This window comes from Streptomyces sp. W1SF4, assembly GCF_003950035.1.
In the GTDB taxonomy this organism is placed as follows: domain Bacteria; phylum Actinomycetota; class Actinomycetes; order Streptomycetales; family Streptomycetaceae; genus Streptomyces; species Streptomyces racemochromogenes.
In genome coordinates this window covers 5,739,755-5,755,779 of the sequence record NZ_CP034350.1, presented here as the reverse complement: position 1 = coordinate 5,755,779, position 16,025 = coordinate 5,739,755, and the positions used below count along the sequence as shown (strand labels likewise).

At 70.5% G+C, this 16,025-nt stretch carries 13 protein-coding genes; 6 read left to right on the top strand and 7 right to left on the bottom strand.

Features of this window, described 5'->3' with window-relative positions; all coding sequences use genetic code 11:
* Nucleotides 1-26 precede the first annotated feature (26 nt).
* From D1J60_RS26980 to D1J60_RS26965, 4 genes are all read left to right on the top strand, one after another.
* Complete coding sequence (locus D1J60_RS26980; protein WP_125822824.1) at nt 27-1,367, top strand: sugar ABC transporter substrate-binding protein; 1,341 nt, start codon at nt 27-29, stop codon at nt 1,365-1,367.
* A 50-nt stretch (nt 1,368-1,417) separates the two neighbouring features.
* Nucleotides 1,418-2,407: a sugar ABC transporter permease gene (locus D1J60_RS26975; RefSeq protein ID WP_125822823.1), complete on the top strand. Its 990-nt coding sequence runs from the start codon at nt 1,418-1,420 to the stop codon at nt 2,405-2,407.
* A gap of 5 nt (nt 2,408-2,412) precedes the next feature.
* Nucleotides 2,413-3,255, top strand: a complete 843-nt coding sequence (locus tag D1J60_RS26970) for a carbohydrate ABC transporter permease (RefSeq protein ID WP_125822822.1) — start codon at nt 2,413-2,415, stop codon at nt 3,253-3,255.
* A gap of 64 nt (nt 3,256-3,319) precedes the next feature.
* The gene (locus D1J60_RS26965; RefSeq protein ID WP_125822821.1) at nt 3,320-4,300 is read left to right on the top strand and encodes a carbohydrate kinase; all 981 of its coding nucleotides are present in this window, start codon (nt 3,320-3,322) and stop codon (nt 4,298-4,300) included.
* A 1,168-nt stretch (nt 4,301-5,468) separates the two neighbouring features.
* On the opposite strand, the gene D1J60_RS26955 is transcribed toward D1J60_RS26965, so the two are convergent.
* Nucleotides 5,469-6,800 (bottom strand): TRAM domain-containing protein, encoded by a 1,332-nt coding sequence (locus D1J60_RS26955; protein WP_125822820.1) that lies wholly within the window; start codon nt 6,798-6,800, stop codon nt 5,469-5,471.
* 95 nt (nt 6,801-6,895) lie between these two features.
* Complete coding sequence (locus D1J60_RS26950; RefSeq protein WP_125594762.1) at nt 6,896-8,950, bottom strand: APC family permease; 2,055 nt, start codon at nt 8,948-8,950, stop codon at nt 6,896-6,898.
* Nucleotides 8,951-9,160: 210 nt separating this feature from the next.
* On the opposite strand from D1J60_RS26950, the gene D1J60_RS26945 reads away from it, so the two are divergent.
* Together D1J60_RS26945 and D1J60_RS26940 are read left to right on the top strand one after the other, a co-directional pair.
* Nucleotides 9,161-9,829, top strand: coding sequence for a TrkA family potassium uptake protein (locus tag D1J60_RS26945; protein WP_125594763.1), 669 nt, complete (start codon nt 9,161-9,163; stop codon nt 9,827-9,829).
* On the top strand, nt 9,826-10,488 hold the full coding sequence (locus D1J60_RS26940) for a TrkA family potassium uptake protein (RefSeq protein WP_007267059.1): 663 nt from the start codon (nt 9,826-9,828) through the stop codon (nt 10,486-10,488). Before D1J60_RS26945 ends, D1J60_RS26940 begins: the two co-directional genes overlap by 4 nt.
* Nucleotides 10,489-10,551: 63 nt before the next feature.
* Here the strand turns inward: D1J60_RS26940 and D1J60_RS26935 are convergent, their stop codons facing one another.
* The 5 genes from D1J60_RS26935 to D1J60_RS26915 form a co-directional block, all read right to left on the bottom strand.
* The gene (locus D1J60_RS26935; RefSeq protein WP_125822819.1) at nt 10,552-11,340 is read right to left on the bottom strand and encodes a DUF3159 domain-containing protein; all 789 of its coding nucleotides are present in this window, start codon (nt 11,338-11,340) and stop codon (nt 10,552-10,554) included.
* Between the two features lie 3 nt (nt 11,341-11,343).
* Nucleotides 11,344-11,763, bottom strand: a complete 420-nt coding sequence (locus D1J60_RS26930) for an OB-fold nucleic acid binding domain-containing protein (protein ID WP_007267057.1) — start codon at nt 11,761-11,763, stop codon at nt 11,344-11,346.
* A gap of 43 nt (nt 11,764-11,806) precedes the next feature.
* Nucleotides 11,807-12,493 (bottom strand): response regulator, encoded by a 687-nt coding sequence (locus D1J60_RS26925; RefSeq protein WP_007267056.1) that lies wholly within the window; start codon nt 12,491-12,493, stop codon nt 11,807-11,809.
* Nucleotides 12,490-15,075, bottom strand: a complete 2,586-nt coding sequence (locus D1J60_RS26920) for a sensor histidine kinase KdpD (protein ID WP_125822818.1) — start codon at nt 15,073-15,075, stop codon at nt 12,490-12,492. The genes D1J60_RS26925 and D1J60_RS26920 overlap by 4 nt, the downstream gene beginning before the upstream one ends.
* Before the next feature lie 173 nt (nt 15,076-15,248).
* The gene (locus tag D1J60_RS26915) at nt 15,249-16,025 is read right to left on the bottom strand and encodes a DUF3710 domain-containing protein (RefSeq protein ID WP_007267053.1); all 777 of its coding nucleotides are present in this window, start codon (nt 16,023-16,025) and stop codon (nt 15,249-15,251) included.

Genomic DNA, 16,025 nt, shown 5'->3' with positions numbered 1-16,025 from the left:
ACTCCCCCCAGCACGGAGGCACAGCCATGAGTTCAATCAGCAGAAAGTACCGCCGCACCGCATGTACGGGCCTGGCCCTGGCCCCCCTGGTGGCGCTGGCCGCCTGCGGGCCGGGCGGCCCTGCCGACACCTCCGCCGAGGCCGGAAGCGGCACCGGCACCATCACCGTCTGGGCCCACCAGGGCCAGGCCGGTGAGTCGACCGCCCTGCAGAACACGGTGAAGTCGTTCAACTCCTCCCAGAACAAGGTCAAGGTCAAGCTGACCCTGATTCCGGACACCGACTACACCAAGACCCTCACCGCGACCGACGCCTCCAAGCTGCCGGACGTGATGGAGTTCGACGGTCCGACCATGGCGAACTTCGTCTACAACAAGAAGCTCGCCGCGATCGACGACCACGTTTCCGTCAAGACCATGGCCAATGCCACGGACGCCATCAAGGCCCAGGGCGAGATCAACGGCAAGCACTACGGCCTGGGCATGTACGACTCCGGGCTCGGTATCTACGGCAACAAGAAGCTTCTGGACGCGGCCGGGATCAAGTACCCCACTGGGCTGTCCGACGACTGGACCGCGGCCGAGTTCACGGCCGCCGTCACGAACCTCGCCGCCAAGGACTCCGACGGCAAGAGCCTGGACCTCCAGGAGAGCGGCGGCTACGCCAACGAATGGGGCACCTACGGCTTCGCCCCGATCGTCTGGTCGGCCGGCGGCTCGCTGCTGGAGAACGGCAAGGCGGAAGGCGTCCTGGACACACCGGCGGTGGCGTCGGCGCTGAAGACGTTCCAGGACTGGAAGAAGTACACCGACCCCAACACCGACGGCAACGCCTTCGCCAAGGGCCGCGTTGCCCTGAGCTGGGTCGGCCACTGGATGTACCCCACCTACAGCAAGGCCCTCGGCGACGACCTGGTCGTCCTGCCGCTGCCCGACTTCGGCAACGGCCCCAAGACCGGTCAGGGCTCCTGGCAGTGGGGCATCGGCGCCAACACCAAGAACGGCAAGGCCGCCGGCGCCTTCCTCGACTCCCTCCTCAACGACACCAACGTCACCGCGATGACCACAGCCAACGGTGCCCCTCCCGGGACCACGTCTGTGCTCGCCAAGAGCGACCTGTACAAGCAGGGTGGCCCGCTCCAGCTCTTCGCCGACCAACTCGCCACGCCCTGTGGCGACTCCCACAGCGACAAGTCCTGCGTCGCCGTGACCCGCCCGGTCACCGCCGGATACCCCACGGTCACCGCCAAGTTCAGCCAGGCGCTGGCCGGCGTCTACGGCGGGGCCGATCCGAAGGCCGCCCTCGAGAAGGCCGCCCGCGCCATCGACCAGGACTTCTCGGACAACGACGGCTACAAGCTGCCGTAGCCGGTCAGTCGCCATAGCCGGCATCCAGCAGCCGGGAGAGGACCCCTACCGTGACCACCCTGAGCCCCGCACCCGCCGCCCCCGCAGGCAGGAAACCGCCCCCGCCATCGACCTCCCGGACGCACGAACGGCCCGGGCGCAGGAACCGCGACGGGCTGCGCGGACTGCTCATGTCCGCGCCCGCCCTCGGCGGACTGATCGCCTTCGTCGGCGTACCTTTCGTCTACGCGGTCGTGCTCTCCTTCTACAACGTCCGCCTCGGCTCCCCGCTGCAGCCCCGCTTCTTCGGCATCGAGCAGTACCGGCGCCTGTTCACCGACCCCGACATGTCCGGCCCCTTCCTGCGGGCCCTGCTGAACAACCTCACCTTCACCGTGGTCGTGGTCCCCGTACAGACCGGCCTCGCGCTGGCACTCGCGATCCTACTCAACCGTAAACTCAAGGCCATCGGCGTCTTCCGGTCGCTGTTCTTCCTGCCGGTCGTCTTCCCCATGGCCCTGGTCGCCGTCATCTGGCGGCTCATCCTCGCCCGCAGCGGCGACGGCCTGCTCAACTCCGCCCTGGACGCGGTGAGTTTCGGCAACTGGGGGGCCTTCGACTGGCTCGGCGACGGTCTGACCGCCATGGCCTCGATCATCGTGCTGTCCATCTGGCAAGGTGTCGGCTTCCAGATGGTCATCCTCCTCGCAGGACTCCAGCAGATCCCCGGCGAGCTCTACGAGGCCGCCGAACTCGACCGAGCCTCCCGCTGGCAGCAGTTCCGCCACGTCACCCTGCCCGGCATCCGCGGCACCCTCGCCTTCGTCGCCATGCTCACCTCGGTGCTGTCCTTCCGGGTCTTCGACCAGGTCTACGTCCTCGTCAAGGGCGGCGGACTCGACGAGGACGCCACCCGGACCGTGATGTACCAGGCCGTCACCACCGCCTTCGACCAGAACAACATCGGCCAGGCATCCGCGATCACCGTCGTCTTCTTCCTGATTGTCGTCGCCCTGACCCTCATCCAGCGCCGCGTCGTCCGCACCGGCAACGAGGACTGATCCCCATGGCCCGGACCCGAAACTCCCTGCGCCGCTTCCTCGACTACGCCGTCCTGAGCGTGCTGTCCTTCATCTTCGTCCTGCCCGTCCTCTACCTGATCCTCGGCAGCTTCAAGCCCTCCGACGAAGTCCTGAGCGGCCTCACCGGCTTCCTGCCCACCCACCTCTCCTTCGACAACTACAGCGCCGTCGTGGACAGCTTCGACTCGGACGCCACCGGCTACTTCTGGCGCTTCATGGGTATCTCCCTGCTCCTGTCCACCGTCGTCGTCCTCGGCGGCCTGATTGTCAACTCCATGGCCGCCTATGGGCTGACCCGCCTGCGCTGGAAAGGTCAGGGCGTCGTCTTCGCCCTCGTCCTGCTGCTGATGCTGGTCCCGTTCGAAGCGGTGGCGGTGCCGCTGTTCTACATGTTCAACAGCCAGCGCAACACCATCTACATGCAGGCGATCCCCTTCATCGCCAACGCCTTCTCCATCTACCAGTTCGCCACCTTCTTCCGGGCCATCCCGCCCAGCATCGAAGAGGCAGCCCGCATCGACGGCGCCGGCCCCTGGCGCACCTTCTTCGCGATCATCGTCCCGATGTCGAAGCCGGTCTTCGCCTCGGTCGCCATCCTGACCTTCCTCACCCAGTGGGGCTCCTTCCTCTGGCCCGTCCTCATGGTCTCCGACCCCTCGGTCCGCGCCCTGCCGCTGGAACTGAGCGTCTTCCAGGGACAGACGCCCGTCGACTGGGGCCAGGTCCTCGCCTTCGGCGTCCTGCTCGTCCTGCCCGTCCTGATCGTCTTCGCCTTCTTCCAGCGGTGGTTCGTCCAGAGCGTCGCCAGCTCCGCCGTCAAGGGCTGACCCACCGACCGAGCACCAGCACCTGCGTGCGCACCCCATGTCCATCCCCGCAGAGAGACACTTCATGAGCACGGCCACCTGCGGCATCACCGTCATCGGCGAATGCGTCGCCGACGCCTTCACCGACGCTTCCCAATCCTTCCGCGCCCAACTCGCCTTGAACGTCCTCCCCGGCGGCGGCCCCGCCAACACGGCTGTCGCCCTCGCGCGGCTCGGCACTCCCACCCGCTTCCTTGCCCGCATCTCCCACGACGTCTTCGGCACCCTCTTCCGCAACCACCTCACCGCCTCCGGCGTCGACCTGACCGACAGCGTGAACGCCCCCGAGCCCAGCACCCTCGCCATCGCCCACCTCGACGAGGCCGGCCAGGCCACCTACTCGTTCTTCGCCGACGGTGCCGCCGACTGGCAGTGGAGGCCCGAGGAACTGACCACCGCACCGGACGGGCACACCGCCGCCCTGCACACCGGATCCCTGGCACTGATCCGCCGGCCCGGCGGAAGCCACATCGAGGACCACCTCGCCGACGCACGCGAACACGCCAGCGTTTCCATCGACCCCAATGTCCGTCCCCTGCTCGTGCCGCCCGCCGCCTACCGCAGGCGACTCCACCGCTGGTGCGCCCTCGCCGACATCCTCCGTCTCAGCGAAGACGACCTCGCCCTGCTTCTTCCCGGAGCCACTCCCGAGCAGGCCTGCGACACCTGGCACGAGGCCGGAGCCCGTCTCGTCGTCATCACCCTCGGCAGCCGCGGCGCCCTCGCCTCTCTCGACGGCCACCGCGTCACCGTCCCCGCACCGGCCGTCGAAGTCGTCGACACCGTCGGCGCCGGCGACTCCTTCACCGCCGGGCTGCTCCACCGCCTCACCACACTCGGTCACCTCGGCGGCCGACTCGAGACCCTGACCCTCGATGACACCGCCAACGCCTGCTCTTTCGCCGCACACGTGGCTGCCCTCACCTGCTCCGTCCCCGGCGCCGACCCGCCCTGGGCAGCACGCTTGACATCCCTCGCCACCGACGAAGATCACCTGCATCGGTAAACATGAGGCGCCTTCGCCCCCTTGCGTCAAAGCGAACACCACCGGCACGCACGCCGATGCGCCTGATCACCGTGCCTGATGTGCACCGCGGGCGTCGGAGAATTCCGCGGGCTCCCGGGGCTCCGACCTGCTGAAACGGTGCACGAGCCGTCCATGCACAGCTTCCCGGTTCGGACACCCCCTAGCTAGGCAGACGTGAGGTCGTTCAACGATCCCTGGAGGGCCGCCGCGGTCGCCGGTGCGACCTGTGCGACCTTTCGGAGGTCTTCACCGGTCAAGTACCGATAACCCTGCGGGGGATGGAACGATCCGGAGCCGTGCAGAACGAACCCCAGCCACTGGGCCTGACCAAGGACGCGCCCTCAGGCTTATCCAGGCGCTGGTCCTCGCCACCGAGAACGCAGGACACTCCAGTGCGGCAGGGCAGACCGGCTTCGCGCCCCCGTCCCATCGCCGCCGCAGGGCGTCTCCCCACTTCACCATCACCGCGCAGGGCCAGACCGCGGAGTTCCTCGTCCTCCAGAAGCAGGACCGGACTGAGCACGTCGCCACCGAGACGGAGCTCGCCGAGGCCAAGAAGAACTCTTGGATCAGGATCCCCCGCTTCGACTACACCCCGTCCGAACGCCTCCGCTTCGCCCTCAGCGGCGGCCAGCCGCACCGGGCGAGCGAATGGGCCGACACCCCCGGCCGCCCCTCGAAGACCAGCTACCAGAACCGAAGCCGAAGCACGGATCGACTGGGCAGCAGCACGCGTGGAGCGCCTCGACCCCCTGCGCACACCGCCCCGACTGCCCGACATCCCCGAACCACGAGCCGACGACCTCAGGCCTTTTCTCGGGCATTGGAGCCCCTACGGCCCCTGACACAACACGGACCGGACACTCCACCGAGCGTCACAGAACGTCACTACCGAGAAGCGGAAGGGGCAGGGGCAGGGGCAGGGGCAGGGGCAGCCAACAGTTCCGCAACCAGCGCCCCAGCCACCTCAAGATGCCTACCGTCCCACAGCCGAGGGCTCCACCCGGCGGTCGCCAAGCGCGCATGACGACCCATCAGAAACCACCCCGTCCGTGCGTCAAACGTGCGTCACGTGCGTCAGACATGCGTCGAGATATCGCACCTAACGCACGTAACGCCCATCACGCACACTCAGAGAAACGCCAGGTCAGCGGCCCTTTTCGGCGGGCTCCAGGATGGCCACGCACTCCACGTGGTGGGTCATCGGGAAGAGGTCGAAGACGCGGAGGGTGCGGACGCGGTAGCCCGCGTCCTTGAAGTAGCCCAGGTCGCGGGCCAGGGCCGCCGGGTCGCAGGCGACGTACGCGATGCGGCGGGCCGAGAGGCTCGCGATGTGGCGGACCGTCTGCTTGCCGGCGCCCGCGCGGGGCGGGTCCAGGACGACCAGGTCGCACTCGGTGATGCCGGTGCGCGGGAGGGCGGTGTCGACCTTGCCCTGTTCGATGCGGACCCGGGGGAAGTCCGCCAGGTTGTGGCGGGCGTCCTCCACCGCGCGCTTGCCCGACTCGATGCCGAGGACCGCGCCCGTCTCGCCGAGGCGCTCCGCGAGCGCGCCCGCGAAGATGCCGACGCCGCAGTAGAGGTCGAGGGCCATCTCGCCCTTGCGCGGCATCAGGCCCTGCATGACGGCCTTGATCAGGGTGTCGGCGGCCTGGGGGTGGACCTGCCAGAAGCCGCCCATGCCGACGCGGTACGTACGGCCGTCCGCGCGCTCGCGCACGAAGGGGCGGCCGTGGACGCGGTGCACCCCTCCGTCCTTCTCCTCGACGCGGAGCACCGAGACCGGCTTGTCGAGCTCCACCAGCGGGAGGCGGCCGCCGGGGCGCGGGGTGAGGACGACCTGGCGGTCACCCGAGCCCGTCGCCGCGATGGCCTCGACGGTCGCCATCTGGGGCCAGTCCTGCTTCTCGATCCCGAGCTCCGAGACCCCGGGCGCCGCGATCATGCAGTGGTCGACGGGCTCGATGTCGTGCGAGCGGTGCTTGCGCAGGCCCGCCCGGCCCGTCTCGTCGATCGCGTACTGGACGCGGGTGCGCCACTGCGGGACCTCTCCGGCGGGGAGCTTGTCGCCCTCGGCCGGCATGACGGTGCCGTCCCAGCCGGCCTCCTCCGGGGTGAGCCCGGCGAGCCGCTTCAGCTGCTCGGCGACGACCTCGCCCTTGAGCCGGCGCTGGGCGCCCGGCTTGGCGTGCTGCCAGTCGCAGCCGCCGCACTTGCCGGGGCCGGCGTACGGGCAGGGGGCCTCGACGCGGTCCTTGGAGGCGGTGAGGACGGTGACGGCGTCGGCCCGCAGGAAGCGGGAGTCCGACTCGCCCTCCGTCACGCGTGCGACGACCTTCTCGCCCGGCAGCGTGTGGCGGACGAACAGGACGCGGCCGTCCGAGGTGCGGGCGATGCAGTGGCCGCCGTGCGCGACGGGGCCGACCTCGACCTCGTACTCCTCCCCGACCAGTGACTGCTTCTCGTTCTGCTCGGTCATGGTGAGGGGGCTCCAAGGAAAGAAAGGGAAAGAGAACGGCCGGAGGACCGACCCACCAGTTTACGTGGGTCTCCTCCGGCCGTTCACCACCAGGACTACTTGCCCGCCGGGTCCTTCTGGCGCGGCCTCGGCGTGTCGACGGGGCCGCGGCGCACCGCGCCCGGGGCGTTCCACTCCTGGCGCTTCTTCGCCCGCCGCTTGGCGAGCTCCGAGGACTCCAGCTGGTAGGGCACCGAGGTGACCATCACGCCGGGCGTGAACAGCAGCCGGCCCTTGAGGCGCAGCGCGCTCTGGTTGTGCAGGAGGTGCTCGTACCAGCGTCCGACGACGTACTCGGGGATGTAGACGCTGACCGCGTCGCGCGGGTTCTCGCTGCGCAGGCCCTTCACGTACTCGACCACGGGCCGGGTGATCTCGCGGTAGGGCGAGTCGAGGATCTTCAGCGGGACGTTGATGCCGCGCCGCTCCCACTCGGCCCGCAGGGCCTTGGTCTCGGCCTGGTCGACGCTGATGCTGAGCGCCTCCAGGGTGTCCGAGCGGGTCAGCTTGGCGAAGGCCAGGGCGCGCAGGGTGGGCTTGTGGACCTTGGAGACCAGGACGATGGAGTGGACCCGGGAGGGGCGCACGCTGTCGTCGCTGGGGCCCTCGTCGGCGGCGATCTCGGCGGCGACGCGGTCGTAGTGCTTGCGGATCGCGGTCATGGTGCCGTAGAAGATCAGCATGCCCAGCAGGGCGACCCAGGCGCCGTGGGTGAACTTGGTGGCGAGGACGACGACCAGCACCATGCCGGTGAAGAAGGCGCCGAAGGTGTTGATCGCCCGCGAGCGGATCATCCGGCGGCGTGCGGCCTGGTCGCGCTCGGTCTTCAGGTGGCGGTTCCAGTGCCGCACCATGCCGATCTGGCTCAGCGTGAAGGAGACGAACACGCCGACGATGTAGAGCTGGATCAGCTTGGTGGAGTCGGCGTCGTAGATCCACACCAGCAGTATGGCCGCGCCGGCGAGCAGCACGATGCCGTTGGAGAAGGCGAGGCGGTCGCCGCGGGTGTGCAGCTGGCGCGGCAGGTAGCGGTCCTGGGCGAGGATCGAGCCGAGCAGCGGGAAGCCGTTGTAGGCGGTGTTCGCGGCCAGGAACAGGACGAGCGCGGTGGCCGCGGCGAGCAGCACGAACAGGAAGCTGCCGTTGCCGAAGACGGCCTCGGCGACCTGGGAGATCACCGGGTGCTGGACGAAGTCCTCGCCGACCGGGACGCCGTTGTCGAGCAGGTTGGTGGCGGGGGCCTCGGCCATCCTCACGTCGGTGGCCATGGCCAGGCCGATGATGCCGCAGAACATGGTCACGGCCAGGCCGCCCATGAGGGCGAGGGTGGTGGCGGCGTTCTTGCTCTTGGGCTTGCGGAAGGCCGGTACGCCGTTGCTGATCGCCTCGACACCGGTCAGGGCGGCACAGCCGGAGGAGAAGGCGCGCAGCAGCAGGAAGACCAGCGCGAAGCCGGCCAGCCCCTGGTGCTCGGCCTTGATCTCCAGGTGGGCGGTCGGGGCCTCCATCGTGTCGCCCATCACGAGGCCGCGCCAGGCACCCCACGCGATCATCACGAACACGGCGCCGACGAAGACGTACGTCGGGATGGCGAAGAGCTTCCCGGATTCCTTCACTCCGCGCAGATTCATCAGCGTGAGCAGCAGAATCATGACGATCGCCGAGAGCACCTTGTGCTCGATGACGAAATCGACGGCGGAGCCGAGATTCTCGACGCCGGAGGAAATGGAGACGGCGACGGTGAGGACGTAGTCGACGAGCAGGGCGCTGGCCACGGTGAGGCCGGCCTGGGGGCCGAGGTTGGTGTTGGCCACCTCGTAGTCGCCGCCGCCGCTGGGGTACGCGTGGACGTTCTGCCGGTAGGAGGCGACCACGGTGAACATCAGCACGACGACCGCGAGCGCGATCCAGGGGCTGAAGTGGTACGCCGACACGCCCGCGATGGACAGGACCAGCAGTACCTCACCCGGGGCGTACGCCACCGAGGAGAGCGGGTCGGATGCGAACACAGGGAGGGCGATCCGCTTGGGGAGGAGCGTTTCCCCGAGGCGGTCGCTGCGCAGCGCCCGGCCGATCAGGATCCGTTTGGGCACGTCGGTCAGTTTGGACACGCAGAGGATCGTAAGCGTTCGAAATGTGGCTGACGAACCCCGTACCCCTAATCCGCACCAATGCGCCTCCAATGAAGCACCTGCCGGACCCCAAACGGCCACACTGGTGACCGCCCGTGTGTAGCTTGGGCCATGGTCTGAGACCCTGATTAGCCAGAGCATGCAATGAGGCTGGAAACCAGCGAGCAGCTGTCAGCCGGAAGGACGGCCGTGCACATCGTCATTATGGGCTGCGGAAGGGTGGGCTCCGCCCTCGCGCAGACCTTGGAACAGCAGGGGCATACGGTCGCCGTGGTCGACCAGGACCCCACCGCATTCCGCCGGCTCGGGGCCTCGTTCGGCGGCCGCCGCGTCACCGGTGTCGGCTTCGACCAGGACACGCTGCGGGAGGCCGGGATCGAGGAGGCGGGCGCTTTCGCGGCCGTCAGCAGTGGTGACAATTCCAACATCATCGCAGCCCGCGTGGCCCGCGAGATGTTCGGCGTGGAGAACGTCGCCGCCCGCATCTACGACCCCAAGCGCGCCGAGGTGTACCAGCGCCTGGGGATCCCCACCGTCGCGACCGTACGGTGGACCGCCGACCAGATGCTGCGCCGGCTGCTCCCCTCGGGCGCGGAGCCGCTGTGGCGTGACCCGAGCGGCGGCGTGCAGCTCGCGGAGGTGCACACCTCCGCGGCCTGGATAGGCCACAAGGTCAGCACACTGCAGGAGGAGACCGGCGTCCGTGTCGCGTTCCTCACCCGCCTGGGCGAGGCGATGCTGCCGACTTCGCAGACCGTCCTCCAGGAGGGCGACCTCGTCCACGTGATGATGCGCACGGACGAGATCGACAAGGTCGAGGCGGTCTTCGCCGAGGGCCCCGAGGAGGCACACGCATGAGGGTCGCGATCGCCGGAGCCGGGGCCGTGGGCCGCTCCATCGCGGGCGAGCTGCTGGAGAACGGCCACGAGGTGCTCCTCGTGGACAAGGCGCCGACCGCCATCTCGGTGGAGCGGGTGCCGCAGGCGGAGTGGCTGCTGGCCGACGCCTGCGAGATCACCTCGCTCGACGAGGCGGCGCTGCAGCGCTGCAACGTGGTCATCGCCGCGACGGGCGACGACAAGGTGAACCTGGTCGTCTCGCTGCTGGCGAAGACCGAGTACGGGGTCCCGCGGGTGGTGGCCCGCGTGAACAACCCGAAGAACGAGTGGCTCTTCAACGAGTCCTGGGGCGTCGACGTCGCGGTGTCCACGCCGCGTCTGATGTCGGCGCTGGTCGAGGAGGCCGTCAGCGTCGGCGACCTGGTCCGGCTGCTGCGCTTCAGCCACGGCGACGCGAACCTCGTGGAGCTGACCCTGTCGGCCGACTCCTCGGTCGCGGGCACCCAGATCAGCGAGATCTCCTGGCCGGAGGACACCTCCCTGGTCACGATCATCCGCGGCAACCGGGTGCTCACCCCGCACGGCGAGGAGACCCTGGAGCCGGGCGACGAGCTCCTCTTCGTCGCCGCCCAGGCCCGCGAGGAGCAGCTGGAGGACCTCCTCCAGGCCCGTCACTAGCCGGCGGCGCACACGGGAAGGGGGCGGGGCGACCGGATGGCCGCCCCGCCCCCTTCCCGCGTCTCAGACCCGCTTGTGCCGGCCGGACTGCCCCGGCTGCGTCGGCTGGGCCGGCTGCCCCGGCTGCCCGGCCTGCGCCGCCTTGGCGGCCTCCTGCGCGGCCTCCTCGGCCTCGTACTCGGCGATCACGTCGATCGGCGGCGGCGCCTTCGCCAGGAAGACCCAGGTGAAGTACACGGCCAGGACCATCGGCGGGAGCTTGAGCGCGATCAGCACCCAGCCCAGCTGCGTCTCGTCGCCCCACCAGTACAGCGGGAAGAGGATCGCGTACTTGGCCAGGAAGATGAGCCCCCAGGCCAGGCTGGCCTTGACGTACGCCTTCTTGCGCCCGGGGTTGCGGGTGCGCCAGGAGAGGTTCTCCTTGAAGACCGGCCCCAGGATCACTCCCAGCAGCGGGAACCCGGCCAGCGCCGACAGGGTGAACGCCAGGCCCAGGCAGACCCCGTAGATCATGCCCGGCAGGTAGAAGCCCTTGGCGCTGCCCGTGAAGAGGGCGAAGGCCACGCCGACGCCGACGCCGAAGACGCCGCTGAAGGCGTGCTTCACGGTGTCCTTGCGCGCCAGGCGGACGACCACCAGCAGCACCGCGACGACGCCCGCCGCGATGGCGGACATCTTCACGTCCTTGTTGATCGTGTAGATCATCACGAAGAGCAGGCCCGGGAGCATCGTCTCCACGGTGCCCCGGATGCCGCCGAAGGCGTCGAAGAGCGCCGCCTGCGTGACCGCGCTCTGGTCGTCGGCGGGCGCGGCGCCCGGTTCCGGCGTGGTCGGCTTGTCGAGTGGCGTCACCGGTCAGTGCTCCTGTCCGAGTGGGCGGAGTTCGTACTTCGGGTTGAAGAGCACCCGGCGGCCGTGGCTCATCGAGACGCGGCCCGAGGCGATCATGCGCCGCCCGGGTTCGATTCCCACGATCGAGCGACGCCCGAGCCAGACGACGTCCAGCGCGGCGGAGCCGTCGAACAGCTCGGCCTCCAGGGCGGGCACCCCCGCGCGGGGCCGGAGGGTGACGGTGCGCAGCGTACCGGTCACCTTCACTATCTGACGGTCGTGGCAGTCGCAGATCCGCGTGCACCCCGCGGCTTCTGCGTCCTCCTGCAGCTCCGCCGAATGCAGCTCCTCCTGGGAGGTGGACAGCCGCTCTATCATCCGGCGGAACCGGCCCGCCGGCCTGGCCGGTTTCGCGGGCTTCTCGGGACGCGGTTCAGCACTCATACCGGAAGCGTACCGGCGCCCCCGCCGCCTCTCGAAGCCCCCGCTACTTCTCGAAGCGGTACCCCATGCCCGGTTCGGTGATGAAGTGCCGGGGGTGCGAGGGGTCCGCCTCCAGCTTGCGGCGCAGCTGGGCCATGTAGACCCTCAGGTAGTTCGTCTCGGTGCCGTAGGAGGGCCCCCAGACCTCCTGGAGCAGCTGCTTCTGGCTGACCAGCTTCCCGCCGTTGCGCACGAGCACCTCCAGCAGGTGCCACTCGGTGGGGGTGAGGCGTACGTCGCGCCCCTCGCGCACCGCCTTCTTGGCGGCGAGGTCCACCGTGAAGCCCTCGGTCGAGACGACCACCTCGTCCTCGCCGGTCCCGGCGGCCGGTTCGGCCCGGCGGACGGCGGCGCGCAGCCGGGCCAGCAGCTCGTCCATGCCGAAGGGCTTGGTGACGTAGTCGTCGGCGCCCGCGTCGAGGGCCTCGACCTTCTCGTCGGAGCTGTGCCGGGCGGAGAGCACCAGGATCGGCACCCGCGTCCAGCCGCGCAGGCCCCTGATGACCTCGACCCCGTCCATGTCGGGCAGGCCGAGGTCGAGGACGACCACGTCGGGGTGGCGGGCGGCCGCGAGTTCCAGGGCGCCCGCCCCGTCGGCGGCCGCGTCGACCTCGTACTTGCGCGCCTTGAGGTTGATCACGAGGGCTCGGACGATCTGCGGCTCGTCGTCCACCACGAGCACCCGGGTCATCGGGGACCTGCCTTCTGTCGTTCGGCGGGGAGGCCCCCGGCTTCGGTCTGTTCGTTTCCGGCGGGGTCCGGCGGGCCGCCGCGGGCGGCCGCCCGCAGGGTGAGCACCATGGTCAGTCCGCCCCCGGGAGTGTCCTCGGCGGCGAGCGTGCCGTCCATGGCCTCGGCGAAGCCCCTGGCCACCGCGAGCCCCAGGCCCACGCCCGCGCCGCGCGGGGCGTCGCCGTGCCGCTGGAAGGGGGCGAATATCCGGTCCTTGGCCTCGTCCGGCACGCCGGGCCCGCGGTCGACGACGCGCACCTCGACCCGGTCCCCGAGGAAGCTGGCCGCGACCAGTACCCGTTCTCCGGCGGGGCTGTACTTGACGGCGTTCTCCACCACGTTGGCCACGGACCGCTCCAGCAGCCCCGGGTCCACCGCCACCATCGGCAGGGTCTCCGGCACGTCGAGCAGCACGCTGTCCTCCGGTACGCCGCCCAGCGCCATCGGGACCACCTCGTCGAGGTCGATCTCCCGGATCAGCGGGGTCACGGTGCCGGTCTGGAGCCGGGACATGTCCAGCAGGTTGCCGACCAGGTGGTCGAGCCGGTCGGCGCCCTCCTCGATCCCGGCCAGCAGCTCGGCCCGGTCCTCCTCGGACCACTCCACGTCGTCGGAGCGCAGGGAGCTGACGGAGGCCTTGATGGAGGCCAGGGGCGTACGCAGGTCATGGCTGACGGCGGCCAGCAGGGCGGTGCGGATCCGGTTGCCCTCGGCCAGCCGGCGCGCCTCCTCGGCCTCCCCCACGAGCCGCTGCCGGTCCAGCACCACGGCGGCCTGGGCGGCGAAGGCGCCGAGGACGCGGCGGTCCTCGGCGGGCAGCACCCGCCCGGACAGGGCCAGGGCCATGTGGTCGCCGATCGGCATGTCGACGTCGGCGTCCTCGGGCCGGGCGGCGGGGCGGGGCCCGACGCTGCCGGCCGGGGTCCAGGGCTCCACCTCGCCGGCCCGCTCCAGCAGGGCCACCGACTCCATCGCGAAGGTCTCCCGCACCCGCTCCAGCAGCGCGTCCAGCGCGGTCTCGCCGCGCAGCACGCTCCCGGCCAGGGTGGACAGGATCTCGGACTCGGCCCGCAGCCGGGCGGCCTGGTGGGTGCGGCGGGCGGCGAGGTCGACCACCGAGGCGACCGAGACGGCCACCCCGAAGAACACGGCGATGGCCATGATGTTGCGGGGGTCGGAGACGGTGAACCGGTGCACCGGCGGCGCGAAGAAGTAGTTCAGCAGCAGCGAGCCGAAGGCCGCCGAGGCCAGCGCCGGCCAGAGTCCGCCCAGCAGGGCGGCCGCGACCGTCAGCGCCAGGAAGAGCAGCATGTCGTTGGCGAGGCCGGGGTCGGCGTCGATGTTGGTCAGCAGCGCGCACAGCAGCACGGGGAAGACCACGCCGACCACCCAGCCGGCCGCGATCCGGGGCAGGCCGAGCCGGGCCGCGGAGCGGGCCACGGGCAGCCCCCGCCCCCGGGCCACCTCCTCGTGGGTGACGATGTGCACGTCGAGGTCGGGCCCGGAGTCACGGGCGACGGTGGCGCCCACCCCGGGCCCCAGGACGTACTGCCAGGCCTTGCGGCGGCTGGAGCCCAGCACGACCTGGGTGGCGTCGACGCCGCGGGCGAAGGCCAGGAGGGACTCGGGGACGTTGTCGCCGATCACATGATGAAACGTTCCGCCAAGGTCCTCGACCAGGGTCCGCTGCACCGCGAGCTCCTTGGGCGAGGCCGAGGTCAGCCCGTCGCTGCGGGCGATGTAGACGGCGAGGACCTCGCTGCCGGAGCCCTTGGCCGCCATCCGGGCGGCCCTGCGGATGAGGGTGCGGCCCTCGGGGCCGCCGGTGAGCCCCACCACGATCCGCTCACGGGCCTGCCAGGCCGAGCGGATCCCGTGCTCGCCCCGGTACTGCTGGAGGTACTCGTCGGCCCGGTCGGCGACCCACAGCAGCGCGAGCTCGCGCAGCGCGGTCAGGTTGCCCGGACGGAAGTAGTTCGACAGGGCCGCGTCGACCTTGTCCGGCTGGTAGATGTTGCCGTGCGCCATGCGCCGGCGCAGCGCCTGCGGGGACATGTCGACCAGCTCTATCTGGTCGGCCCGCCGCACCACCTCGTCCGGCACGGTCTCGCGCTGGCGCACGCCGGTGATCTTCTCCACCACGTCCCCGAGGGACTCCAGGTGCTGGATGTTGACGGTGGTCACCACGTCGATCCCGGCGCGCAGCAGCTCCTCGACGTCCTGCCAGCGCTTCGCGTTGCGCGAGCCGGGGACGTTGGTGTGCGCGAGCTCGTCCACCAGGGCCACGGCGGGGCGCCGGGCGAGCAGCGCGTCCACGTCCATCTCGGTGAAGGCGGCCCCCCGGTACGAGAGCTCGCGCCTGGGCAGCTGTTCGAGGCCGTGCAGCATCACCTCGGTGCGCGGCCGCCCGTGGTGCTCGACGAAGCCGACGACGCAGTCGGTGCCGCGTTCCACCCGGCGGTGGCCCTCCGAGAGCATGGCGTACGTCTTGCCCACTCCGGGTGCCGCGCCGAGATGGATCCTTAGCCTTCCGCGTCCCATGCGCTCATTCTCGGGGACGTTCCCGCTGTTCACGCACCGAAAGGGGGTGCCGCGGACATCCCTGACGCATCCCTGACGCGCGCGCCCGCGCCCCGGACGCGCGAAGGCCCGCGGGCCCGCCCCCTCCAGGGGGAACGGGACCCGCGGGCCGGAAAACCTCCGCGGGGTCCGGGTCAGCGGACCTCGGTGATCTCCGGGCCGCGCTCCAGCTGGCCCATGCCGCCGGAGAAGCGCGAGCCCTCCTGCTCCTCGGCCGTCTGCACGCCGTCCGGCACCATCTGGGCGTCGTTCGGCAGCTTCAGGACGATCGGGTCGCGCGGGGCCATCGGGCCGTCGCCGCGGACGACGACGGTCTCCCGGAAGATCTGCTCCAGCACGCCGGCCGACTCGGGACGCACCGCGCCCTGGCCGGAGATGACGCCGCGCAGGAACCAGCGCGGGCCGTCGACGCCGACGAAGCGCACCAGCTGGGCACCGGTCTGGCCGTCGGGCAGCGGTACGGGGACCTGCGCGCGCAGCTCCCAGCCCAGCGGGCCGTCGACCTCGTCGATGATGCCGCCCTGCTGGGTGATGCCCGAGGCGATCTCGTCGCGGACCTCGCCCCAGATGCCCTCCTTCTTGGGGGCGGCGAAGGCCTGCAGCTGCACGGCGCTGTCGTTCAGGACGACCGTGGCGGCCACGATCGCGTCACCCGCGACCTCGACGCGCAGCTCCATGCCCTCGACGCCGGGCACGAGGATGCCGCCCAGGTCGACCCGGCCGTCGGCCGGGTTGCCGAGCACCTCGGAGACGTCCCACGGGCCGTCGGGCCGCGGGGCGGGGGGCAGGTTGAGCCTGCGGGGCGCGGCGGAGTCGTCGCCGGCCTGCTCGTCGGCAGCCACGCCGTTCACGACCTGCTCGGCCGCGCCGCCGTCATGGGCGGAGTCGTTCTTCTTGCGACGTCCGAACAC

Coding starts and splice junctions, on each gene's coding strand:
- D1J60_RS26980 (WP_125822824.1), top strand. CDS start 27: ATGAGTTCAATCAGCAGAAAGTACCGCCGCACCGCATGTACGGGCCTG.
- D1J60_RS26970 (WP_125822822.1), top strand. CDS start 2,413: ATGGCCCGGACCCGAAACTCCCTGCGCCGCTTCCTCGACTACGCCGTC.
- D1J60_RS26965 (WP_125822821.1), top strand. CDS start 3,320: ATGAGCACGGCCACCTGCGGCATCACCGTCATCGGCGAATGCGTCGCC.
- D1J60_RS26955 (WP_125822820.1), bottom strand. CDS start 6,800: ATGACCGAGCAGAACGAGAAGCAGTCACTGGTCGGGGAGGAGTACGAG.
- D1J60_RS26940 (WP_007267059.1), top strand. CDS start 9,826: ATGAGGGTCGCGATCGCCGGAGCCGGGGCCGTGGGCCGCTCCATCGCG.
- D1J60_RS26930 (WP_007267057.1), bottom strand. CDS start 11,763: ATGAGTGCTGAACCGCGTCCCGAGAAGCCCGCGAAACCGGCCAGGCCG.
- D1J60_RS26925 (WP_007267056.1), bottom strand. CDS start 12,493: ATGACCCGGGTGCTCGTGGTGGACGACGAGCCGCAGATCGTCCGAGCC.
- D1J60_RS26920 (WP_125822818.1), bottom strand. CDS start 15,075: ATGGGACGCGGAAGGCTAAGGATCCATCTCGGCGCGGCACCCGGAGTG.